Raw genomic sequence first — 21,149 nt, forward strand, 5'->3', positions numbered from 1 at the left:
AGTAGCGTCCTGGGGATGAGCACTGCAGCGCGAACACCGCGGACCCGCGACGACGACACCCGCTTCTTCGGGCAGCCGTGGGCACTGGTGCACATCTTCGGCGTCGAGATGTGGGAGCGCTTCAGCTTCTACGGCATGCAGGGCATCCTGCTCATCTACCTGTACTTCGAGGTGACCGAGGGCGGCCTCGGCATCCCCAAGGCGGTCGCCGGCGGCATCGTTGGCGCCTATGGAGGATCGGTCTACCTGTCGACGATCCTGGGAGCCTGGCTCGCGGATCGCCTCTTCGGCGCCGAGCGGGTGCTGTTCGTCAGCGCGATGGTCATCGTCGCGGGACACCTCGCCCTCGCGCTGCTCCCCGGCGCGGTCGGTGTGGGCGTCGGTCTCGTGCTCGTGGCCGTCGGATCCGGTGGACTCAAGGCGAATGCGTCGTCCGTCGTCGGCACTCTCTACAGCGAAGACGATCCTCGACGCGACGCGGGCTTCTCGCTCTTCTATCTCGGGATCAACCTCGGCGCGTTCCTGGGCCCGATCCTCACCGGCATCCTGCAGTCGTCGCTGGGCTTCCACTACGGCTTCGGCCTCGCGGCCATCGGCATGACGCTGGGACTCATCCAGTACTCGTTCGGCCGCAAGTCGCTCCCCGCCTCAGCGCGTGAGGTGCCGAATCCGCTCCCGAAGTCCCGGTACCTCCTGGTCGGAGTCATCGCCGGAGCCGCGGTGGTGGTCATCGCCGTCCTGGTGCTGACCGGGGTGATCCGCCCGGACAACCTGGCCGCCCTGGTTATCGGCGTCACGATCATCGCCGCCGTCGCCTACTTCTCGGTGATCCTCGGCAGCCGTCGGATCGACGCCACCGAACGCTCGCGCGTGTGGGCCTTCCTGCCGCTCTTCATCACCAGCGTCGCGTTCTGGTCGCTGTACCAGCAGCAGTTCACGGTGCTGACGATTTACTCCGACCAGCGCCTGGACCGGAACCTGTTCGGCTGGGAGATGCCCGTGTCGTGGGTGCAGTCGATCAACCCGGTCTTCATCATCATCCTGTCGGGCGTCTTCGCGGCGATCTGGACCCGTCTGGGGAAGCGTCAGCCCTCGACGCCGGTCAAGTTCGCCCTGGCGGCGATCATCATGGGGTCGGCGTTCCTGCTCTTCCTGCCGTTCGCCGGTGGCGGGGAGAACTCCACACCGCTGCTCGCGATCGTCGGGATCCTCTTCGTGTTCACCGTGGCGGAGCTGCTCATCTCCCCCGTCGGCCTGTCGGCGGCCACCAAGCTCGCACCGACCGTCTTCCGCACCCAGATGGTCGCGCTGTTCTTCCTGTCGATCGCGCTCGGCACGGCGATCTCAGGCGAGCTCGTGCGGTTCTACAACCCCGACGACGAGGTGCCGTTCTTCTCGATCCTCGGCGGCATCGCGATCGTCGTCGGCATCGGACTGCTGCTCAGCGTGAAGCCCGTGCTGAAGCTGATGCGCGGGGTGCGCTGAGCACTCCGCGCATCCCGCATCACGCCGTGAAGAGGTAGCCGCGTTCGGTGTCGTACCCGGCGATCCGGAGGCCGCTGCCGAGCAGGCCCTCCATCTGCGCACGCAGGCGCAGGCGCCACTCGTGGGCGGCCGCAGGATCGGAGACGCGCAGCGCCTCGATGTCGGCCGGGATCTCGAGGGTCTCCACGACCGCGTCGTCGGCCGGGGGCTTGGCGATGTCGGCGAGTGCCCATTCGACGTCGAGTCGGTCGCTCTCGTCGCCCGCGTCACCGCCGCCGAAGATGCCGTAGCGGTTGACCGAGTATCCGGTGGCACGGGCACCCAGCACCGTGAAGAAGAAGTGCGCATTGCGCGCCACCAGCGGATCGAACACCCACGTGATGCGGCCGACGTCGCGGGAGAACGCCCACTGTCGCTGATGCTCCTTGAGCTCGCGGCCCCAGCCCCGCCCGCGGTACTCGGGCAGCAGGGCGGTGATGTGGGAGTGCATCGCACGTCGGGCCGGCTCGCCGAAGAAGGCGATGGACGCGCCGACCATGCGCTCGTCTTCGCCCTCGCCGTCGAAGAAGCCGACGACGTAGTTGCCCGACTGCTGCAGGGCGCGCAGGGTTCCGGCATCCACCACGCGCTGCGGACCCCTGATGGAGTCGAGCAGGCCCTGGGCGTCGAGGATGAGTTCAACGGTGTCGAGATCACGGATGGTTCGCACGCACCCAGTCTGCCCCTCCTCGGCCCGTTCGAGGAATCCGGCACGAGGATTCGGCGATAGCCTGAGCCGATGGGCGCGAGCGATGACAGAGCGAGGAAGCGTCTCTCCCGCACTCCTCCCCGTTGGGCGATCGTAGCAGTCCTCGCCTTCGCGGGGCTGTGCTCGTCGTTCATGTTCACGCTGGTCGTGCCGTTGCAGGCCGAGCTGCCGCAGCTGCTGAACGCCTCCCGTGAGGACACCACCTGGGTCGTGACGATCACGCTGCTCGTCGCCGCGGTCGCCACTCCGATCTCCGGCCGGCTCGGCGACATGTACGGCAAGCGTCGAGTCGTGATCGCCCTGCTCGCGATCCTGATCCTGGGGTCTGTGATCGCCGCCGTCTCCGGCTCGATCGTCGGCGTGATCATCGGCCGCGCGCTGCAGGGTGCGGTGACCGGCGTCGTCCCGCTCGGCATCGCGATCATGCGCGATGTGCTCCCTCCTGAACGGCTGGGCACCGCGGTCGCCCTCATGAGCGCCACGATGGGCGTCGGCGGCGCGATCGGGATGCCCGTGGCTGCACTCCTCGCCCAGAACGCCGACTGGCACATGCTCTTCTGGCTCGCCGCGGCGCTCGGTGTCGTCGGCCTCGCCCTGGTGCTGGCGGTGATCCCCGAAGATGTGCTGCGCTCTCCCGGGCGGCTCGACGTGATCGGAGCCATCGGACTCGCGATCGGCCTCACGGGCATCCTGCTCTTCGTCTCGCGGGGTGCGCAATGGGGATGGACGTCTCCCCTGACGCTCACCTGCATCATCGGCGGACTCGTGGTGCTGCTGGTGTGGGGCTGGTATCAGCTGCGCACGAAGGATCCGCTGCTCGACCTGCGTGTCGCCGCCCGCCCCGCGGTGCTGTTCACGAACATCGCCGCGATCGGGATGGGTTTCGCGCTCTTCGCCTCGAACGTCACGTTCCCACAGCTGCTCGAGATGCCGACGATCGGCGGTGCGGGGTTCGGCCTCGACATGCTCGCCGCCTCCCTCGTGATCATGCCGGCCGGTCTCGTGATGATGGTCATCTCGCCCCTCTCCGGCTGGCTCGAGCGCACCGTCGGACCGCGTCCGCTGTTCACAGTCGGTGCCGGCGCGATCGTGCTCGCCTATGTCTTCGTGCTGCTGTGGTCTTCCGAGGTGTGGCACATCTTCGTGGCCAACATCTTCATCGGAGTGGGCATCGGGTTCACGTTCGCGGCCATGCCGATGATCATCATGCGCTCGGTCCCGGCGAACGAGACCGGAGCCTCCAACGGACTGAACGCCCTGTTCCGATCGGTCGGCACATCCAGCGCCTCGGCGGTGATGGGCGGTGTCCTCGCCGCGATGAGCGTCGACGTCGGCGGAGTCGCCGTCCCGACACGCGCTGCCTTCGAGGTGTGCTTCTGGCTCGCCATCGCCGCCGGCATCATCGCGGTGGTGCTGTCGCTGTTCATCCCGAAGCAGCGGAGCTCCGAGCAGCGCCCCTCGCTGCCGGGCTGAGACGCGTCGGCGTCAGCCGGCGATCGTGCGGGGGTCGGGGTCGTCGGCGCGCGGCGGGCGGAGGCGGTCCGGGATCGGCCATGCCAGGACGAACTGCGCAGCAGCCGGACGCGTCATGTCGCCGAAGTCGTCGATCTTCACGACGATTCGACCGGGCGAACCGTCTTCGTCGGGGGTCACCTCGAGGATGCGCACCCGGAGCGGACGGTCGGTCTCGCCGTCCGACAGCGCCTCGCCCTCGAGCATCCAGGGGTCGGCGAGCCAGGCGATGCCGTGCTCCTCGAGTGCCGCTTCGGCGTCGAGCCATTCGGTGGGAACCGACGCGGGGCGTCCGAGCACGTCGACCGCCACCCAGCCCTCACCCTCGGGATGGATCCACCCGAGCAGCTCGCCGTCGTCGCGGCGATGCGGGGTCCAGTCAGATCGAGGCATCCCCCGATGCTAGCGGTGCGGGTGAGCTCGCCCGCGTCGACGTCAGTGCGTGTACTCCATGAGTTCGACGCCGAGCACGCGGAAGGCGTCGTGCGCGCGCAGACGGTGGGTGATCGAGAGGTCGTCGAAGCACACGATGAGCGAGTACGCGACACCGGCTCGGGGCCCGGCCAGCACACCCGCCTCGGCCCGCACTCCGCGATCCCTCCCGGTCTTGTTCACGAACAGCAGGCCGTGCGCATCGTGATCGTGTGCGAAAGGGTCGAGGCCGGTGGAGGCCGCGACCAGACTCAGATCCTGGTTGAGGCTGAGCCACTCGGACACCTGTGCACTGACGGCGACATCGACCACCTGCGAGTTCACGAGGGCGGAGAACAGCCCGGCGAGCTCGCGCGCCGACCCCACGGCCACCTGCGGGGCGTCGTCGGGGCCGCGGCGGTCGCGGAAGCGATCGAGCAGAGCCGTGCGGCGCAGTCCGAGGGACTCGATGCGCTCACGCACGCGATCATGCCCCACCCGCTGCAGCAGGGCGTTCACCGCGATCGGATCGCCCGCGGTCGCCGCCATCACCGCGAGGTCTTCCAGGGGCAGCGCCGGCGCGTGCAGATGCCGCCACAACCCCGAGGTCTCCACGGCGTCGACACTCTCGCGCTCGACGATCTCGAACGGATCGAGAGCACCGCTCTGGAAGCCCGCAGCGACCTCGATCAGAAGCGGCACCACGCCGAGACCGGCGATCGGCATCGTCACGTGGTCGTCGCCGGCCAGCACATGCACATGGTTGTCGAGGTCGACCACGTGCACCGAGACCTGCGCTCCGGAATCGACCAGCCCCTCCAGCGCACGGAGCGTGGCCGTGAACGAGCGTCGTCCCGCTGCCGCGCGGCGCGGAAGCCGGCGGCTGGTGCGCTGCGAACGGCGCCCAGCACCCGAGGCCTCCTGGGCACCGTCGAGAGACTCGGGGGCCGAGGAGTTGCGGAAGCCTTCACCAGGCTCGAGAGCGCCCACGCTGATCCTTAGGGGGGTGGATGTGCGGGATACCGCGGGAAGGCGATCCCCGGCGGCAGGGCTATCGTAACCCCACCGCCGGGGGATGATTCACAGAGTGCGACGATCTGTCACCAGATGGTCACACGCGACGGCGCAGGCAACCACAGCGCGTCGGACTCGGTCACGCCGAACGCCTCGTAGAAGGCGTCGATGTTGCGCACGATCTGGTTGCAGCGGAACTCGTTGGGCGAGTGCGGGTCGATCGTGAGCAGGCGCAGCGTCTCGGCGTCACGGCTCTTCTGCTGCCACACCTGCGCCCATGACAGCAGCAGGCGCTGCACCCCCGTGTACCCGTCGATGACCGGGGCCTCCTGGCCGTCCAGCGACAGCTCGTATGCTTTCAACGCGATGCCGAGACCGCCGAGGTCGCCGATGTTCTCGCCGATGGTGAGCGCGCCGTTCACGTGGTGCTCGGCATCGAGGCCCTCCGGGACGAGCGCGTCGTACTGCGCGATGAGCGCCTTGGTGCGCTCCTCGAACGCCGAGCGGTCGGCATCGGTCCACCAGTCCTGCAGGCGTCCATCGCCGTCGTAGCGGCTGCCCTGGTCGTCGAAGCCGTGCCCGATCTCGTGACCGATGACCGCGCCGATGCCGCCGTAGTTCGCCGCGGCGTCACGCCCTGCGTCGAAGAACGGGTACTGCAGGATGGCCGCGGGGAAGACGATCTCGTTCATCGACGGGTTGTAGTACGCGTTGACCATCTGCGGCGGCATGTGCCACTCGTCGCGATCGATGGGCTTGCCCACCTTGTCGACGTTGCGGTCGTGCTCGAAGATCGACGCCCGGCGCACGTTGCCGAACAGGTCTCCCCTGTCGATCTCGAGGCTGGAGTAGTCGCGCCACACCTCGGGATGCCCGATCTTCGGGGTGAACGAGTCGAGCTTGGCGAGCGCGCGCTCGCGGGTCTCGGCCGTCATCCACTCGAGGTCGGTGATGCTCCGCCGATACGCCTCGATCAGGTTCGCGACCAGCTCGTCCATGGCGGCCTTCGCCGTCGGCGGGTAGTGCCGCTCGACGTAGACCTTGCCGATGGCCTCGCCGAGCGCCCCCTCGGTGAGCGAGACGCCACGCTTCCAGCGCTCCCGGATCGTCGGCACTCCGGTGAGCTCGGTGCCGTAGAACGAGAAGTTCTCCTGCACGAGGTCGTCGGTCAGGTACGGGGCGGCGGCGTGCACGGCCTTCGCCCGCAGCCAGGCCTTCCAGTCGTCCAGCCGCTCGGGGGTCAGCAGCGAACCGAGCCCCTCGAAGAAGCTGGGCTGCGCGACGACGACCTCGTCGAAAGCGGTGGGGTTCGACGGCGAGACCGCCTCGCGCCACGGAGCCAGGTCGACGCCCGCGAGTGCCTGCAGCTCGTCCCAGGTCTTGAGGTTGTACGTCGCCACGGCGTCACGGCTGCGCACGTTGTCCCAATGGTGGCCCGCCAACTCGGTCTCGAGAGCGATCGCGCGGTCGGCGTTCGCCGCGGCATCGCCCACGCCGGCCAGGGTCAGCAGACGCTCGAGGTGCGCGCGGTACGCGGTCCTCGTGTCGGCGAAGGTGTCGAGCCGGAAGTAGCTCTCGTCGGGAAGCGACAGACCCGCCTGCACGAGCACGGGGAGGTAGCGCTCGGGGTTGCCGGGGTCGCCGTCGACGTAGAGACCGATGATCGAGGCGCGGCCGTCGCGGTCGTAGGCGCCCACCGTGCGCAGGAACGTCGGAACGTCGGCGATCGCATCGATCTCGGCGAGCGTCTCGGCGAGCGGGGCGACACCGGCGGCATCGATGCGCTCGGTGTCCATGAAGCTCGCGAACAGGTCGCCGATCTTGCGGGCGAGCGTGCCTTCCGCGGCGTCCTGCGACTCCTCGATGATGGCGCGCACATCCTTCTCCGCCTGCTCGGCGAGAAGGTGGAACGAGCCCCAGCGCGCCTTGTCGCCCGGGATCTCGGTACGGGCGAGCCAGGCGCCGTTCACGTGGCGATACAGGTCGTCCTGGGGGCGGATGTCGGAGCTGAACTCATCAAGGGCGAGGCCCACGGGAAGAACGTCAGTCATGCGCTCCAGCCTATGACCCGCCTCCCCCGAACGGCAGGAGCACGTTCATGCGGAATCCCTCGTCGGTGCGCTCGGCGAACACCTCGCCGCCGTGGGCACGGGCGAGGCCGCGGGCGATCGACAGTCCGAGCCCCGCTCCGGAAGCGACACCGCCCTGATCGCCGGCCGAGGTGCGGGCGGCGTCCTCGCGCCAGCCCACGTCGAACATGCGGTCGAGGTCTTCCACCGCCACTCCGGCTCCGTGATCGAGGATGCCGAGCACGAGTCTGTTCCGGTCCGCCTCGGTGGCGGAGATGACGATCTCCGTGCCGCGTGGCGCGTGCCGGATCGCGTTCGTCAGCAGATTGACGATGATGCGCCCGAGCTGATGCGGATCGGCCCAGAGCACGTGCCCACCCACCCCGCGCTCGACGATGCGCACGTCGTGTGCGGCAGCCGCGACCGCGACGTCGGCGACCGCGTCGGAGACCACATCGAGCAGCTCGACCTGCTGCGTCTGCAGCTGCACGGCGCCGGATGTCAGCTTCGACAGCTCGAACAGCTCGTCGACCATGCGGCTCATCGTCTCCACCTGCGCCCGCACCTGCCCGGCGAAGCGCTCCGGTGCGTCGGCAGCCCCGTCCTCGATCGACTCGGCGAGCGCGCGCACCGCCGTCAGGGGAGTGCGGAGGTCGTGAGAGATCCAGGCGAAGAAGCGCCGCCGGGCCGAATCGAGACGCTCCAGCTCGGCGTTGGCGGCATCCACCTTCGCCGAGACCTCGGCCAGCTGCATCGACAGGCCGTCCAGTTCGCGGGATCCGCCGGCTCCCGCGACGATCACTCCGCCGCGGCCCATCTCCTCGAGCGATGCCGAGAAACGGTCGAACGACGCCCTCATCGCTCTCGCCGCGACCCAGGCGGTCGCCAGCCCCAGGACGAGGGACACCCCGATCACGGCGAGCAGCACCGTGAGGTCGTGTGTGGAGATGTACATCTCCACCGCGATCGCGACGACCGAAGCCGCCATCGTGACGACCCCTGCGCTGGCGACCAGCATGAGCTGCGCACGGACCGACCGGCGCCGGAGCTTTCGCAACAGGGCGAGGGTGAGCGCCGCGACGACCACGGCCGCCAGCAGGCACGTCAGCACGATCAGCAGCACATCGGGTGCGGCGAGCACGATCATGATCGGTCCCCGTCGGTCGAGAACCGGTAGCCGACGCCCCACTCCGTGCGCAGGTGGACGGGGTCGCGCGGATCCTGTTCGATCTTCTCCCGGAGCCGGCGCACATGCACCGTGACGGTCGATGCCTCGCCGAAGCTCCACCCCCACGCCTCGCGCAGGATCTCCTCCCGCCCGAGTGCTCGCCCCTCGTTGCGCGCGAGGAAGAGCAGCAGATCGTACTCCCGGCCGGTGAGGGCGATCTCCTCGCCACGCACCCAGACACGGCGACGCAGCGGATCGATCGCGAACACTCCGGCGCGCACCTCGCCCGCCGCGGCCTGGACGGCCTGCGCGCGGCGGACCAGGGCGCCGACGCGCATCGACAGCTCCCGCAGCGAGAAGGGCTTGGCAAGGTAGTCGTCGACGCCGAACTCGAACCCTTCGATGCGGTCGTCCACCTGCCCGAGAGCGGTCAGCATCATGATCGGCACATCGGAGAACGAGCGCAGGTCGCGGCAGAGCTCGTCCCCGCTGATCCCCGGCAGCATGCGGTCGACGATCACCACGTCCGGCGTCCTCTCGCGCAGGGCTGTGCGCGCCGAGACACCGTCTCCGAAACTCGACACCTCGTAGCCGTTGGCCCGCAGGTACGCGCCGACGGCCGCTCTGACGGTGGGGTCGTCCTCGACGACCACCACCTCGGTCGTCTGCTGCCCGGGTGCCTCCTGCCCCCTGGGGGTCTCCTGCTGCATGGGGTCGACACTAGTCGCGGGCTCAGCGCCGTCGGGCGGTTCCTTACGGTTCTGAAAGGTCTCCCCCATCGCCCTCCGCGCGTTCGTAGCGTTCTTCGAAGTGCGATCCGCCGCGGCCTCCGTCGCTCCGGACACACAGTCGCACACACCGTGAACAGGAGAACCTCATGCGCAAGACCGCCTTCGCCGCCACCGCGGCCGTCACCCTCGCTCTCGCCCTCGCGGCGTGCAGCTCCCCCGCCGCCACCGAGGACACCAAGCCCTCGTCGTCGGCGTCGCAGAGCGCGGATCCCGGCACGTCGACGACCGAGATGAAGATGTCCGAGAAGACCGGCACTTTCATGGGTCTGAACGAGAAGAAGGTTTCGGGCACCGTGACCGTGTCCGACGACGAGATCGCCCTGTCCGGGTTCTCGTCCGACGAGGGACCCGACCTGCACGTGTACCTCACGAACGGCACCGACGAGGCCGCGGTCTCCGCCGGCATGCTCGTCGATGCGGTCTCGTTCGACACCGCGACGCAGACCTTCGCCCTCGACGGCATCGACACGTCCGAGTACTCCTACGTCGTGATCCACTGCGACAAGGCGAAGGCCGTGTTCGGGGCAGCCGAGCTCTCATGAGCGGAGCGCGGCCGGCACGCGCCCTGGTCCTCTCGCTGCTCGGCGGCGGGGCCAGGGTGGCGGTCGGGGTGCTCTGGCTGATCGAGGGCATCCTCAAGTACCGCGCGGGGTTCGGGGCGGCCGACATCGAGCTGGTGGCACAGAGCACGGAGGGGAACCCTCGGGTGCCGTGGTTCTTCGCCCCGCTCGGGTCGTTCATGGGGGCGGCGCCCGAGCTGTTCGGCGTGGTGATGCCCGCCCTCGAGGTCGCCCTCGGCGTGCTGCTGGTCGCGGGCCTGCTGACCAGGATCACCGCCTTCCTGTCGATCGGAACACTGATGCTCTACTGGAGCGCCGATCAGCTGATCGCCCAGTATCCGGCGATGGTCATGCTCTCCGCCGTCGTGCTCCTCGTCCCGGCCGCTGCACGGCTCGGAGTGGATGGATGGCTTCGTGCGCGTCGCGCACAAGGCACCGAGACGGCTTCAGGCCTGTGGGAGGGCTGAAGCGACGGGAGGGCTGAACCTGCCGAGAGGGGACCGGATCGCGTCGCGGAGGGGCGGGCGTCCGGGTCAGTCGCGTCGTCGCGCGCGGAAGCGTCGGCGACGCGGCTGCTCGGCAGGGGCGGGGGCCGGGCGTGCGGCACGGCGCTCGGCCCAGGCGGCCACCTCGTGATCCACGTCACGGAGGGGTGTCACGACCGGCGGACCGCCCTGAAGCTGGCGACGCGCCTCCCGCACGCGACGGTTGAAGTCCTCCAGCACGTCGCGCACATCGGACTCGCGCCCGAGCAGGTCGAGCTGGTCGTCCAACTCCCTGTCCTCGGTGCGCAGCAGGATCGCGGGCGGCCCGAGGCCGGTCAGGTTCTCGGTCTGGATCTTGCGGCGGATCCACCAGTCGGGATCGTGGTGGGTCCCGAGCCCTTCGAGAGGCTTGCCCGCGCCGGGGAGATCGTCGAACTCTCCGCGACGGATCGCCACCTGGATCGCCGTCTCGATGAACGCCGCAGGATCGACGGCAGCGGCGAAACCCGGTGCGGCCCCCGACTCCTCGCTCGCGTCGCCGTCCGCGCTCCCGTCGGCGTCCGCACGCTCGCTCCTGCGTGCGAGGTACCGCGCCGCCGCGTCTCTGGGGTCCGTCATGATGCACCTCCGTGACATCCGGGTCTCCTTCACCCTACGTCCATGGCAGCGGGCGAGGTCGGCGCCAGGTCATAGGCTCGGAGGATGACCGCGCGCGCCTCCCTCAACCGAGAGATCCTGAGGCTGGCTATCCCCGCTCTCGGCGCGCTGATCGCGGAGCCCGCGTTCCTGATCGTGGATGCCGCGCTCGTCGGGCACCTCGGGACCACACCGCTCGCCGGGCTCGGCATCGCAGGAGCCGTGCTCCAGACGATCGTGGGACTCATGGTCTTCCTCGCCTACTCCACGACGCCGGCCGTCGCCCGGCGCTTCGGAGCGGGGCAGCCGGGAGAGGCCGTCTCGGTGGGAGTCAACGGCATGTGGCTGGCCCTCGGGCTCGGCGCCGTGCTCGCGGTCATCGGAGCGGTCTCCTCGCCGTGGCTGGTCTCGCTGTTCGGTGCCAGCGAAGCCGTGGCCGCCCAGGCGAACGAGTACCTCGTGATCTCGATGTGGGGTCTTCCCGCCATGCTCATCGTGTTCGCCGCGACCGGACTCCTGCGCGGAATGCAGGACACCATGACGCCGCTGTGGATCGCGGGCCTCGGGTTCGGCGCGAACGCCCTGCTCAACTGGCTCTTCATCTACGGACTCGGCTGGGGCATCGCGGGCTCCGCCGCCGGCACCGTGACCGCGCAATGGGGGATGGTCGCCGCCTACGTGCTGGTCGTCCGTCGTCTCGCCACCCGGCACAGCGCCTCGCTGCGCGCACAGGGCGCGGGTCTTCGCAGCACCGCGACATCGGGCGGCTGGCTGTTCCTGCGCACCGTGAGCCTGCGCGTCGCACTGCTCGCGACCGTGGGCGTCGCCACCGGAATCGGCACGGACGAGCTGGCCGGATGGCAGATCGTCTTCACGATCTTCTCGGCCGCCGCGTTCGCGCTCGACGCCCTCGCGATCGCAGCGCAAGCGCTCATCGGCAAGGAACTCGGAGCCGGAGACGAGCAGCAGGTGCACCGTGTGCTGGCCCGCACCGTCGCTTGGGGCGCATGGTTCGGCGTGATCGTCGGCGCGCTGATCGCCGCGCTGTCGGGGGTGCTCGGCATCGTCTTCACCGGATCAGCGGAGATCGCCTCCCTCGTGCAACCGGCGCTGCTCGTGCTCGCCGTCGCCCAGCCGATCGCCGGTGTGGTCTTCGTGCTCGACGGGGTGCTCATGGGCGCGAACGACGCCCGATACCTCGCGATCGCCGGCGGCCTGAACCTCGTGCCGTTCCTCCCCGCGCTGTGGATCGTCACGGCGACGGGGGTCGACGGCACCGCGGGACTCGTGTGGCTCGCGGTCGCCTTCTTCGGCGTGTACCTGCTCGCGCGACTCGGGACTCTGGGTTGGCGGGTGCGCTCGGGGCGCTGGCTCTCCGCCACAGCCTGACACTGCACCGAACCCGGCGATCACGACTTCTCCACAACGCCCGGAATCCGCGGAATACTACGTCTCCGACCCCTGGCGCCCTCGACGAGGATCGAGGGACACTGAAGGGATGTTGGGGATGACGGAGCCACAGGTATGGACTCTGATCGGCGTCTTCGCCGCGGGGATGTTCGGCACGATCACACTGATCTCGACGATGTTCCTGCGCACGATGCAGAACGGGTTCGATGGCGTGCGCACGGAGATGCGGAACGAGTTCGCGAGCGTGCGCACCGAGTTCCGGAGCGAGTTCGCGAGCGTGCGCACCGAGACGGGCAGCGAGTTCGCCGGCGTGCGCACGGAGATCCGGGCGGTGCATGAGCGCATGGATCATCTCGATCGCGACGTGAGCGCGATCTATCGCCACATCTTCGGCATCGACCGCGGCTGACCGATCACACGAGCCGGGTTCAGGCCGCGTGTCTCCGGCACCACTCGTACATGATCACGGCGGCCGCGGCGCTGGCGTTGATCGAGCGCGTGGATCCGTACTGGGTGATCTCGATGTGGGCGGACGCAGCGGCGAGCGCCTCGGCCGAGAGGCCGGGACCCTCCTGCCCGAACAGCAGCACGCAGCGCTGCGGCAGATCGGCCTTGTCGACGGGTACCGCTCCCTCGACGTTGTCGACCGCGATGATCGGGACTCCTTCGGCCGCAGCCCAGGCGGCGAACGTCTCGACGTCTTCGTGGTGCACGACGTGCTGGTAGCGGTCGGTGACCATCGCACCGCGCTTGTTCCAGCGGCGGCGACCGATGATGTGCACGGTGTCGGCGAGGAACGCATTGGCGCTGCGCACGATCGACCCGATGTTCATGTCGTGCTGCCAGTTCTCGATCGCGACGTGGAACGGATGCCGCCGGGTGTCGAGGTCGGCGACGATCGCCTCCATCCGCCAGTAGCGGTAGCGGTCGATCACGTTGCGGGTGTCCCCCGCCGCCAGGAGCTCAGGGTCGTACTGCTCGCCCTCCGGCCAGGCCGTCTCGCCTCCGGGCCACGGGCCCACGCCGTACCCGGGTTGGGCGATCGATCCTGTGCTCGCGTCATCCATCCCGCCAGGCTAGCGCCGCCACACGTCCGGGGATATTTAGGTCCACCGAAAAATACGCTACGGTTTCGGTGTGCCTAAAAATGCTTCCGCTCCGATGACGAACCCGACCGTTCCCCCGGCCAGGGCTCCGCGCAGTCTGTGGCTGCTCGGGCCGGCCCTCGTCGCGGGCGTCGCTTACCTGGACCCCGGCAACGTCGCCAGCAACATGACCGCGGGGGCGCAGTACGGCTACCTGCTGGTGTGGGTCGTGGTCGCGGGCAACGTGATGGCCTGGCTGATCCAGTACCTGTCGGCCAAGCTCGGGGTCGTCACCGGGCAGAGCCTCCCGGAGCTGCTGGGCTCACGGCTCACGCGCCCCTGGGCCCGCCGTGCATACTGGCTGCAGGCGGAGCTGGTCGCGATGGCGACCGACCTGGCCGAGGTCATCGGAGGCGCGGTCGCCCTCAACCTGCTGTTCGACGTGCCGCTGCTGCTCGGCGGCCTCATCACCGGCGCGGTCTCGATGATCCTGCTCACGGTGCAGAGCCGTCGCGGTGCCCGTCCGTTCGAGTTCGTCATCATCGCGCTCATGGCGATCATCACGATCGGCTTCGTCGCAGGCGTGTTCGTCGCGCCCCCCGACCCGGCGGGCGTCATCGGCGGCATGGTGCCCCGGTTCGAAGACACCGGCTCGGTCCTGCTCGCCGCCTCCATCCTCGGCGCGACGATCATGCCGCATGCGATCTACGCACACTCCTCCCTGGCCCGCGACCGCTTCGGCGCCGCGACCGACCACATCGGCGACGAGGCCGTGCGCACCGAGGCGTCGCGCATCCGCCGCCTGCTCACGGCCACCCGCTGGGACGTGTCGATCGCCATGGTGGTCGCCGGCTCCGTGAACCTGTGCATCCTGTTGCTCGCCGCCGCGAACCTCCAGGGAGTCGAGGGCACCGACTCCCTGGAGGGCGCGCACGCCGCGCTCGCTGCCGGACTCGGGCCGGTCGTGGCGACCTTCTTCGCCGTGGGTCTGCTCGCCTCAGGGCTGGCGTCGACCTCGGTGGGCGCCTACGCCGGGGCGGAGATCATGCACGGCCTGCTGCATGTGCGCATCCCCCTGCTCGCCCGTCGACTGGTCACGTTGATCCCGGCGCTCGTGATCCTCGGCATCGGCTTCGACCCGACGCTCGCGCTGGTCCTCAGCCAGGTGGTGCTGTCGTTCGGGATCCCGTTCGCACTGATCCCCCTGGTCGCCCTGACCGCGCAGCGACGCACCCTCGGCTCCTGGGTGAACAGCCGCTGGACGACGGCGGCAGGTGTGATCGCCTCCGTGCTCCTGATCGCGCTCAACGGCGCCCTGCTCTGGCTGGTGCTGACGGGCGCCTGAGCCCGGATAGGCTCGACACATGTCTGCCGAGAACGCCCGCCGCAACGTCCGCATCCTCACCTGGACCGGCTTCGCGACGGGCGTGATCGGCGCCGTGCTGATCGCTTTCCCGAAGGTCATCGACCTCGCGAGCCCGTGGGTGCAGCTCGCCCTCGGAATCGCCACGCTCGTGCTGGCGTTCCGGGCACGCAAGATCGGCATGGCCGACATCGAGGAGTTCGACGGCCGCCTGTCTCTGGCCGCCGCGCTCCTCGGGTTCCTCGTCGTTTTCTTCGCGGGTCAGGCCGCGTTCGGCATCCTGGTCGCCGTCGCGAACTGACCCGCGCTGACGGCACTACGCCGTGACGAATCCCGTCACCAGGTAGAGCACGAACGACAATCCGGCCGCGATCCCCGCGTAGGGCAGGATCGCGAGCATCAGATTGATCGGCTTGATGCCGATCGACCGCGACGCGAGGATGATGCCGTCGCCGTACAGGCACGTGGTGCTGCCGAGCGCCGCACCGGAGAACACGGCGGCACCCGCGAGGATCGGATCCGCTCCGAGCGCGATCGCGAGAGGGAGGACGACCGGGGTGATGACGGCGGCCAGGTCCCAGAACGATCCCGTCGCGTAGGCGTAGACGCCGCACACCGCGAACACGATCGCCGGCAGCAGGGCCGGAGTGAGCACGGGCTCGGTGACCTGGATCACGAACTCCGCCAGCTGCAGGGTGATGTTCATCTCCTGCACCATGAACGCGAGCACGGTGAGCACCATCACGAACAGCATGCTCTCGATGCCCTCGAGCGCGGCGTCCAGCACCCCGCGGATGCGGAGTCGGCGCTGCACGAGCACGATCACGATCGTCACCGCGAGAGACGCGGCGGTGCCGGCGACCACGTTGGCGTTCGTCGCGATCGTCACTCCGACGAGCACGGCCATGGCGATCAGGAATCCCCACGGCTGCGGCTTTCTCCCGGTCTCGTTCGACGTCGCGAGGGCTGTCGCCACGCGCTGCGCGGTCGAGCCGTCCGGGTCGTCCGCCTTCAGCTCGGCGAGGAGAGCCGCCCCCTCGGCCCTGCGCTCCTCGTCGGTCGTGCCGACCGGGAAGACGTCGCCATCGCGCTCGGCACGGATCGCATCGCGCTTGATCGCGCCGAACCTCGGCAGCCAGCCGACGCTCATCAGGAGGGCGACGGCCAGGGCTGCCCAGCCGAAGAAGACGAACGGGATCGCCTGCAGGTACGCCCCGAAGCCGGTGCCGCCGACGGTCACCCCCTGCGCCTCGAAGAGCCCGGAGAAGAACAGAGCCCACGTCGAGACGGGGATGAGGACGGCGATCGGCGCGGCCGTCATCTTCATGATCGCGCCGAGCTGGGTGCGCGGAACCCGGTAGCGGTCGGTGACCCGCTTCATCGATGTGCCGGTGGTGAGCACGTTGAGGTAGTCGTCGACGAACAGCACGATCGAGAGCAGGAAGGTCAGCACCAGCGACTTGCGCCGGGAGGTGACGAACCGCTCGGCCCAGTCGGCGAAATCGGTGACGATGCCCGACTTCTCGAACAGCATCATCAGCATGCCGAACAGCGCGACGATCAGCAGCAGCCACTGCGCCGTCTCGTTGGAGAGGGCTGTGCCGGTGTACTCGACCCAGACGTCGAAGCCGCCCCAGCCGCCGAGGATCAGCGCCCCGGCGACGGTGCCGCAGAAGAGGGCGAACAGGGTGCGTCTGGTGGCGACCGCGACGATCAGGATCACCACGATGGGCAGGAGCGCGAGAGCGCCGAATTCGGGCATGGGGGTCACCTCAGTGTGAAGGAGTGTGGAGGATGCGGGCGCGAGGGGGCGGCGAGCCGGGGTCAGGGCTCGACGCCGCCGACGACCGTCCCCTGTACGGGAAGGTCGGGGAGGTCGTCCGGGGAGACGTGCAGCGGGTTCTCCGCCCACACGGCGTAGTCGGCCTTGAACCCGGGGGCGATGCGGCCGAGGTCGGCATCTCCCTGAGCCAGGGCGGCGCCCACGGTGTAGCCGTGCAGCGCCTGGTACGGGGTGAGCACCTGGTCGGGCTCGAACACGGGCGCATCAGGGTCACCGGGCCGTCGGCGCAGCATCGACCATGCGAGGCCGATACGAGCATCGTTCTGCGCGATGGGCCAGTCCGACCCGAGGGCGAGAGGGGCTCCCGCATCCCAGTAGTCGCGCACCCGCCACGCGCGCGCGGCACGCTCGGGTCCGAGCCGGTGCGACCAGTCGTCCGAGCCGTCCGCCTTGCGCCACTGCATGTGCAGGGGCTGCATCGAGGCGGTGATCCCGGCGGCGGCGATGCGAGCGACATCGCGGTCGGTCGTCGTCTCGAGGTGCTCGATACGATGCGGGGCGCCGGAAGCGCTGCGTACGCCGGCCGCGAGGTACGCGTCGACGACCTCGCCCACCGCCCGGTCGCCGATCGCGTGCGTCGCGACCTGGAACCCGGCCTCGGTGTATCGGCGCACGGTGCGGCCGTACGCGGCCACGTCCTTCCAGAACGGCTCCAGTCCCTCGCCGGCGGAATCGGGCGCGTGCAGCCAGGCGGTCCCCGTCTCGACCACGCCGTCGGCGTAGAGCTTGACCGATCCGCCCCGCCAGCGCTCGCCGCGTCGGTCCCGCATCCGCAGGTTCTCGATCGTCCGTTCCTCGTCGAAGCCGGGCTCGTGGTCGATCGCCGAGACGATGCGGATGGGAAGACCCGGACCCTGCTCCAGAGCATCGAGCAGATCGAGCGTGGCGAAGCCGCCGTCCATGATCGTGCCGCCGGTGAGTCCGGAGTCGCGCAGTCCGCGCAGCAGGTCGTGCCCGATGGCAAGGGTCTGCTCACGGGTCCGGGCGGGCGCGCTCAGACGTACCGGCTCGTAGGCGCCGAGTTCGCGCAGCTCCCCTGTGGGGTGGCCGTCGGCATCGACGACCACGCACGACGAATCCTCGAACGCGCGTGCGCCGGTGATGCCCGCCCGGGCCAGGCCGGCGCGGCTGGCGAGAGCGGTGTGCCCGTCGAACACGATGAGCAGCGCCGGGAGTCCGCGCACCGCGTCCTCGATCGCGGCGGCGGTCATCGGCAGGTCGTGGAACACGTCGTAGTCGAGATTCCAGCCGCGCACCCACGGGTCCGCATCTTCGGCGAGCGCGCGGTCGGCCTCGACGCGAAGGGCGGCGAGCAGCGCCGCCCCGGTGGTCAGACCCCCGAGGTCGATGCCCGCCGTCAGCTCGATCCCCTGGATCGGATGCAGGTGCGCGTCGATGAGGCCAGGCGTGACGGCCGCTCCACCGAGATCGCGTACGCGGGTGCGAGGTCCGCGCAGCTCTCGGACCAGCGCATCGTCCCCGACCGCGAGGAAGCGCCCTTCGCGCACGGCGAAGGCTGTGGCGAACGGGCGGCGCGGGTCCATCGTCACCACGCGTGCGCCGGTGACAATGGTGTCGGCGTCGAAACCGGTCATGACTGTGCCTTCGTCCGTTGAAGAGTTCAGTATTGAAAGAGTTTCAATAAAATATCAGACACCTGAGCAGAATCGAGCACGATGACGAAATCTCCGCGCAGCGTCGGGCGGCCGTCGACCCAGGTGCTCACCGAGGAGCGCATCCTCAAGGCCGCGTTCCGGCTGAGCGCCCAGCGCACGCCGCGACAGTTCACCATGACCGCACTCGCGGAATCGCTCGGTGTGCGCACCTCCGCGCTCTATCACCACTTCGCCAACCGGGACGCCGTGATCCGGGCCATGCGCGGGCAGGTCAGCCGTGCGCTCGTCTCCCCCGTCCTCCACGAGCTGCCCGTCGAGGACGCACTGCTCACCTGGGCGCACAGCTACCGCGACGCCGCGATCGCGGCACCGGAGGCCATGGTGATGCTCGCGACATCGCCGATCGACGCCGACGAAGGCTCGTTCGCCGACTACGACCAGATCGCACGCCTGCTCGCGCACGACGGGTGGCCCACCGAGACCATCGTGGACGCCATCGTGGCACTGGAGTCGTTCATCATCGGCTCCGCGCTGGACGCCCTCGCCCCCGCCGACAACATGGCACCGGGAGAGCTCGCCCCGCATTTCCCGACCTTCGCCGAGGCCGAGGCCGCCAGGGCCCGGCTCAGCACCGACCCCGCCCGCCGCACGTTCGAGATCGGGGTGCGGGCGCTCATCCACGGACTCACCGCATGGGCGCGCGAGAGCACCACGTAGGCTGGGCGGGTGGCATCCCCTGCAGCTGACGACTATCTGAAGACCGTCTACGCGCATACCGAGTGGCAGGACGCACCGATCACCCCCTCGGTGCTGGCCGCGAAGCTCGGTATCGCGCCATCGTCGGTCACCGAGATGGTGAAGAAGCTCGCCGCCGCCGGACTCGTCTCGCACGTGCCCTACGGAGCGGTGCGATTGACCGAGGCAGGGACGAAGCGCGCGCTGGCCATGGTGCGCCGGCACCGCCTGGTCGAGACCTGGCTGGTGCAGGAGTTCGACTACGGCTGGGACGAGGTGCACGACGAGGCCGAGGTGCTCGAGCACACCATCAGCGACCGGCTGCTGGAGGGCATCGATGCGCGCCTGGGACGCCCCCGCTTCGACCCGCACGGCGACGCGATCCCGGACGCCGAGGGCCGCATCGAACGCGCTCCGTTCGTGCTGCTCGCCGATGCCCCTGTCGGACACGTCGGCCGCGTGCTGCGGGTGAGCGACCAGGACCCCGAGGTGCTCCGCGCCGTCGAAGCTGCCGGGATCGCCGTGGGCGTCGAGGTCGAGGTGACCGACGGCGGCTTCTCCGTCGGTGGCGCGGAGGCCGAGGTCGCGCACGCCGCCGACGCGATCTGGCTCACGGCCTGACGCCGGAAAGGTGCGGCCCCTAGGCTGTGCACATGGCAAAACGTGACGACATCGAATGCTGGCTCACCGACATGGACGGCGTGCTCGTCCATGAGAACGACGCCATCCCCGGAGCATCCGAACTGCTCGCCGGATGGGAGAGCGCCGGCATCCCGTACCTGGTGCTCACCAACAACTCGATCTTCACCGCACGCGACCTGTCCGCACGCCTGCGCATCAGTGGTCTGCATGTGCCGGAGGAGCGCATCTGGACCTCGGCGCTCGCGACAGCCGACTTCCTGAAGCAGCAGCTCCCCGGCGGCTCGGCCTTCGTGATCGGCGAGGCCGGCATCCTCACCGCCCTGCACGACGCCGGCTTCATCATGACCGAGACGAACCCGGACTTCGTGGTGGTCGGCGAGACGCGCAACTACTCCTTCGAGGCGATCACGAAGGCGATCCGGCTCATCATCGGCGGCGCACGCTTCATCGTGACGAACCCCGACGCCACGGGCCCGAGCACCGACGGTCCACTGCCGGCCACCGGAGCCATCGCCGCCCTCATCACGAAGGCCACGGGCAAGGAGCCCTACGTCGTCGGCAAGCCGAACCCCATGATGTTCCGCTCGGCGCTGAACAAGATCGGCGCGCACTCGAAGCGAACGGGCATGATCGGCGACCGCATGGACACCGACGTCGTCGCCGGCATCGAGGCGGGCCTGCACACCGTGCTGGTGCTCACCGGGATCAGCGACCAGGCCGAGATCGAGAAGTACCCGTTCCGCCCCGACGAGATCGTGCAGTCGGTGGCCGACCTGCTGCCGCGGATCACCGAGACGATCACGACGGTGAAGCCGGGCAAGACGAAGAAGTAGCCCGTGGGCGCGCTGGACGAGGGGGAACGGTTCCGGGCCGCTGATGCGGCGGCGTGGCGCGCCTGGCTCGAGGAGAATCACGAGCGTACGGCGGGGGTCTGGCTGCTGAGCGTGCGCGGGGCGTCGGACGGCGTCGGCTACGAGGATGCCGTCCGTCAGGCGCTCTGCTTCGGATGGATCGACGGCCCCGTGCGCGTGTTCGGCGACGGGACGGACGACCGCGCCAACGGGCAGTGGTTCTCGCCGCGGCGTCCCGGCAGCGGGTGGGCGGCCACCAACAAGGCGCGCATCGCCGAACTGGAAGCGGCAGGAATGCTCGCACCCGCCGGCATCCGAGCGCTGGAGACGGCGAAGGCCAACGGCTCGTGGACCGTGCTCGACGGACCGGAGGCGGGTATCGAGCCGGACGAACTCACCACCGCGCTCGATGCTCTGCCCATCGCGCGCGCGAACTGGGACGCATTCCCGAAGTCGGTGAAGAAGTTCGGACTCACCCACATCGCGATGGCCAAGAGACCGGAGACCCGGGCGGCGCGCATCGCAAAGATCGTGGCGGACGCTGCGGAAGGGAGACGCCCATGAACCAGAGCGACCTGCTGTTCCTCGTGATGTTCGTGATCCTGCTGTCGACACTGACGGTCTTCATCGTGCAGTTCGTCCGCTCCCGTCGGCGCGGCCCCGGCGACGACGACCGCGCCGGCTGGTGGGAAGGCCCCTGGGACGACGACGACCGCAAGCGCTGA

Annotated in this window: 23 protein-coding genes; 13 read left to right on the plus strand and 10 right to left on the minus strand. The window is 69.4% G+C overall.

All coding sequences use genetic code 11. The annotated features are described in order from the left end of the window. The first annotated feature begins 15 nt into the window (after positions 1-15). Entirely contained in the window at positions 16-1,485 is a 1,470-nt protein-coding gene (locus ABRP18_RS16145) for a peptide MFS transporter (RefSeq protein WP_058631698.1), read from the plus strand. Between the two features lie 19 nt (positions 1,486-1,504). On the opposite strand, the gene ABRP18_RS16150 is transcribed toward ABRP18_RS16145, so the two are convergent. Beyond that, positions 1,505-2,194 carry a GNAT family N-acetyltransferase gene (locus ABRP18_RS16150; protein ID WP_058631699.1) on the minus strand — a complete coding sequence of 230 codons (690 nt, stop codon included), beginning with the start codon at positions 2,192-2,194 and terminating at the stop codon, positions 1,505-1,507. 69 nt (positions 2,195-2,263) lie between these two features. On the opposite strand from ABRP18_RS16150, the gene ABRP18_RS16155 reads away from it, so the two are divergent. Next, positions 2,264-3,706, plus strand: coding sequence for an MFS transporter (locus tag ABRP18_RS16155; RefSeq protein WP_058631700.1), 1,443 nt, complete (start codon positions 2,264-2,266; stop codon positions 3,704-3,706). Positions 3,707-3,718: 12 nt separating this feature from the next. On the opposite strand, the gene ABRP18_RS16160 is transcribed toward ABRP18_RS16155, so the two are convergent. The 5 genes from ABRP18_RS16160 to ABRP18_RS16180 form a co-directional block, all read right to left on the minus strand. Beyond that, positions 3,719-4,138: a hypothetical protein gene (locus tag ABRP18_RS16160; protein ID WP_349885024.1), complete on the minus strand. Its 420-nt coding sequence runs from the start codon at positions 4,136-4,138 to the stop codon at positions 3,719-3,721. 42 nt (positions 4,139-4,180) lie between these two features. Further along, a complete protein-coding gene (locus ABRP18_RS16165; protein ID WP_046747475.1) occupies positions 4,181-5,146 on the minus strand; it encodes a serine hydrolase in 966 nt (321 codons plus the stop codon). 110 nt (positions 5,147-5,256) lie between these two features. Next, the gene (locus ABRP18_RS16170) at positions 5,257-7,221 is read right to left on the minus strand and encodes a M13 family metallopeptidase (protein ID WP_113680643.1); all 1,965 of its coding nucleotides are present in this window, start codon (positions 7,219-7,221) and stop codon (positions 5,257-5,259) included. A 10-nt stretch (positions 7,222-7,231) separates the two neighbouring features. Further along, on the minus strand, positions 7,232-8,386 hold the full coding sequence (locus tag ABRP18_RS16175) for a HAMP domain-containing sensor histidine kinase (RefSeq protein WP_349885025.1): 1,155 nt from the start codon (positions 8,384-8,386) through the stop codon (positions 7,232-7,234). Next, complete coding sequence (locus ABRP18_RS16180; protein ID WP_058631705.1) at positions 8,383-9,117, minus strand: response regulator transcription factor; 735 nt, start codon at positions 9,115-9,117, stop codon at positions 8,383-8,385. The genes ABRP18_RS16175 and ABRP18_RS16180 overlap by 4 nt, the downstream gene beginning before the upstream one ends. 167 nt (positions 9,118-9,284) lie before the next feature. On the opposite strand from ABRP18_RS16180, the gene ABRP18_RS16185 reads away from it, so the two are divergent. Both ABRP18_RS16185 and ABRP18_RS16190 read left to right on the plus strand, forming a co-directional pair. Then, positions 9,285-9,740: a DM13 domain-containing protein gene (locus tag ABRP18_RS16185; protein ID WP_061017832.1), complete on the plus strand. Its 456-nt coding sequence runs from the start codon at positions 9,285-9,287 to the stop codon at positions 9,738-9,740. Next, complete coding sequence (locus ABRP18_RS16190) at positions 9,737-10,225, plus strand: DoxX family membrane protein (protein WP_061017834.1); 489 nt, start codon at positions 9,737-9,739, stop codon at positions 10,223-10,225. Before ABRP18_RS16185 ends, ABRP18_RS16190 begins: the two co-directional genes overlap by 4 nt. Before the next feature lie 66 nt (positions 10,226-10,291). Here ABRP18_RS16190 and ABRP18_RS16195 read toward each other — a convergent pair whose 3' ends face one another. Then, entirely contained in the window at positions 10,292-10,861 is a 570-nt protein-coding gene (locus ABRP18_RS16195) for a DUF1992 domain-containing protein (RefSeq protein WP_061017836.1), read from the minus strand. 84 nt (positions 10,862-10,945) lie between these two features. On the opposite strand from ABRP18_RS16195, the gene ABRP18_RS16200 reads away from it, so the two are divergent. Beyond that, complete coding sequence (locus tag ABRP18_RS16200; RefSeq protein WP_058631709.1) at positions 10,946-12,268, plus strand: MATE family efflux transporter; 1,323 nt, start codon at positions 10,946-10,948, stop codon at positions 12,266-12,268. A gap of 118 nt (positions 12,269-12,386) precedes the next feature. Next, complete coding sequence (locus tag ABRP18_RS16205) at positions 12,387-12,698, plus strand: hypothetical protein (protein WP_113680365.1); 312 nt, start codon at positions 12,387-12,389, stop codon at positions 12,696-12,698. 19 nt (positions 12,699-12,717) lie between these two features. Here ABRP18_RS16205 and ABRP18_RS16210 read toward each other — a convergent pair whose 3' ends face one another. Next, positions 12,718-13,356: a TrmH family RNA methyltransferase gene (locus ABRP18_RS16210; protein ID WP_113680366.1), complete on the minus strand. Its 639-nt coding sequence runs from the start codon at positions 13,354-13,356 to the stop codon at positions 12,718-12,720. A gap of 94 nt (positions 13,357-13,450) precedes the next feature. Between ABRP18_RS16210 and ABRP18_RS16215 the strand changes: the two genes are divergently transcribed. Then, positions 13,451-14,719, plus strand: a complete 1,269-nt coding sequence (locus tag ABRP18_RS16215) for an Nramp family divalent metal transporter (protein WP_349885026.1) — start codon at positions 13,451-13,453, stop codon at positions 14,717-14,719. Between the two features lie 19 nt (positions 14,720-14,738). Continuing rightward, positions 14,739-15,038, plus strand: coding sequence for a hypothetical protein (locus ABRP18_RS16220; RefSeq protein WP_349885027.1), 300 nt, complete (start codon positions 14,739-14,741; stop codon positions 15,036-15,038). A gap of 15 nt (positions 15,039-15,053) precedes the next feature. On the opposite strand, the gene ABRP18_RS16225 is transcribed toward ABRP18_RS16220, so the two are convergent. Beyond that, positions 15,054-16,499, minus strand: coding sequence for a Na+/H+ antiporter NhaC family protein (locus tag ABRP18_RS16225; RefSeq protein ID WP_349885028.1), 1,446 nt, complete (start codon positions 16,497-16,499; stop codon positions 15,054-15,056). Positions 16,500-16,561: 62 nt separating this feature from the next. After that, positions 16,562-18,175, minus strand: coding sequence for an amidohydrolase (locus tag ABRP18_RS16230; protein ID WP_349885029.1), 1,614 nt, complete (start codon positions 18,173-18,175; stop codon positions 16,562-16,564). Between the two features lie 81 nt (positions 18,176-18,256). Between ABRP18_RS16230 and ABRP18_RS16235 the strand changes: the two genes are divergently transcribed. From ABRP18_RS16235 to ABRP18_RS16255, 5 genes are read left to right on the plus strand one after another with little or no spacing between them, the layout of a single operon-like run. Continuing rightward, the gene (locus ABRP18_RS16235; RefSeq protein ID WP_082682592.1) at positions 18,257-18,913 is read left to right on the plus strand and encodes a TetR/AcrR family transcriptional regulator; all 657 of its coding nucleotides are present in this window, start codon (positions 18,257-18,259) and stop codon (positions 18,911-18,913) included. Between the two features lie 9 nt (positions 18,914-18,922). Next, entirely contained in the window at positions 18,923-19,552 is a 630-nt protein-coding gene (locus ABRP18_RS16240) for a metal-dependent transcriptional regulator (protein WP_046747461.1), read from the plus strand. 32 nt (positions 19,553-19,584) lie between these two features. Continuing rightward, on the plus strand, positions 19,585-20,406 hold the full coding sequence (locus tag ABRP18_RS16245) for an HAD-IIA family hydrolase (protein ID WP_046747460.1): 822 nt from the start codon (positions 19,585-19,587) through the stop codon (positions 20,404-20,406). 3 nt (positions 20,407-20,409) lie between these two features. Further along, positions 20,410-20,988 carry a YdeI/OmpD-associated family protein gene (locus tag ABRP18_RS16250; RefSeq protein ID WP_349885030.1) on the plus strand — a complete coding sequence of 193 codons (579 nt, stop codon included), beginning with the start codon at positions 20,410-20,412 and terminating at the stop codon, positions 20,986-20,988. Beyond that, positions 20,985-21,149: a hypothetical protein gene (locus tag ABRP18_RS16255; RefSeq protein WP_164734122.1), complete on the plus strand. Its 165-nt coding sequence runs from the start codon at positions 20,985-20,987 to the stop codon at positions 21,147-21,149. Before ABRP18_RS16250 ends, ABRP18_RS16255 begins: the two co-directional genes overlap by 4 nt.

Source organism: Microbacterium sp. WHRI 7836, assembly GCF_040223885.2.
GTDB lineage: Bacteria > Actinomycetota > Actinomycetes > Actinomycetales > Microbacteriaceae > Microbacterium > Microbacterium oxydans.

Excerpts from the sequence above, each read along its gene's own strand:
- ABRP18_RS16145 (WP_058631698.1), top strand. The coding sequence starts at position 16 with ATGAGCACTGCAGCGCGAACACCGCGGACCCGCGACGACGACACCCGC.
- ABRP18_RS16155 (WP_058631700.1), top strand. The coding sequence starts at position 2,264 with ATGGGCGCGAGCGATGACAGAGCGAGGAAGCGTCTCTCCCGCACTCCT.
- ABRP18_RS16160 (WP_349885024.1), bottom strand. The coding sequence starts at position 4,138 with ATGCCTCGATCTGACTGGACCCCGCATCGCCGCGACGACGGCGAGCTG.
- ABRP18_RS16170 (WP_113680643.1), bottom strand. The coding sequence starts at position 7,221 with ATGACTGACGTTCTTCCCGTGGGCCTCGCCCTTGATGAGTTCAGCTCC.
- ABRP18_RS16175 (WP_349885025.1), bottom strand. The coding sequence starts at position 8,386 with ATGATCGTGCTCGCCGCACCCGATGTGCTGCTGATCGTGCTGACGTGC.
- ABRP18_RS16180 (WP_058631705.1), bottom strand. The coding sequence starts at position 9,117 with ATGCAGCAGGAGACCCCCAGGGGGCAGGAGGCACCCGGGCAGCAGACG.
- ABRP18_RS16185 (WP_061017832.1), top strand. The coding sequence starts at position 9,285 with ATGCGCAAGACCGCCTTCGCCGCCACCGCGGCCGTCACCCTCGCTCTC.
- ABRP18_RS16190 (WP_061017834.1), top strand. The coding sequence starts at position 9,737 with ATGAGCGGAGCGCGGCCGGCACGCGCCCTGGTCCTCTCGCTGCTCGGC.
- ABRP18_RS16195 (WP_061017836.1), bottom strand. The coding sequence starts at position 10,861 with ATGACGGACCCCAGAGACGCGGCGGCGCGGTACCTCGCACGCAGGAGC.
- ABRP18_RS16200 (WP_058631709.1), top strand. The coding sequence starts at position 10,946 with ATGACCGCGCGCGCCTCCCTCAACCGAGAGATCCTGAGGCTGGCTATC.
- ABRP18_RS16205 (WP_113680365.1), top strand. The coding sequence starts at position 12,387 with ATGACGGAGCCACAGGTATGGACTCTGATCGGCGTCTTCGCCGCGGGG.
- ABRP18_RS16210 (WP_113680366.1), bottom strand. The coding sequence starts at position 13,356 with ATGGATGACGCGAGCACAGGATCGATCGCCCAACCCGGGTACGGCGTG.
- ABRP18_RS16215 (WP_349885026.1), top strand. The coding sequence starts at position 13,451 with ATGACGAACCCGACCGTTCCCCCGGCCAGGGCTCCGCGCAGTCTGTGG.
- ABRP18_RS16220 (WP_349885027.1), top strand. The coding sequence starts at position 14,739 with ATGTCTGCCGAGAACGCCCGCCGCAACGTCCGCATCCTCACCTGGACC.
- ABRP18_RS16225 (WP_349885028.1), bottom strand. The coding sequence starts at position 16,499 with ATGCCCGAATTCGGCGCTCTCGCGCTCCTGCCCATCGTGGTGATCCTG.
- ABRP18_RS16230 (WP_349885029.1), bottom strand. The coding sequence starts at position 18,175 with ATGACCGGTTTCGACGCCGACACCATTGTCACCGGCGCACGCGTGGTG.
- ABRP18_RS16235 (WP_082682592.1), top strand. The coding sequence starts at position 18,257 with ATGACGAAATCTCCGCGCAGCGTCGGGCGGCCGTCGACCCAGGTGCTC.
- ABRP18_RS16245 (WP_046747460.1), top strand. The coding sequence starts at position 19,585 with ATGGCAAAACGTGACGACATCGAATGCTGGCTCACCGACATGGACGGC.
- ABRP18_RS16255 (WP_164734122.1), top strand. The coding sequence starts at position 20,985 with ATGAACCAGAGCGACCTGCTGTTCCTCGTGATGTTCGTGATCCTGCTG.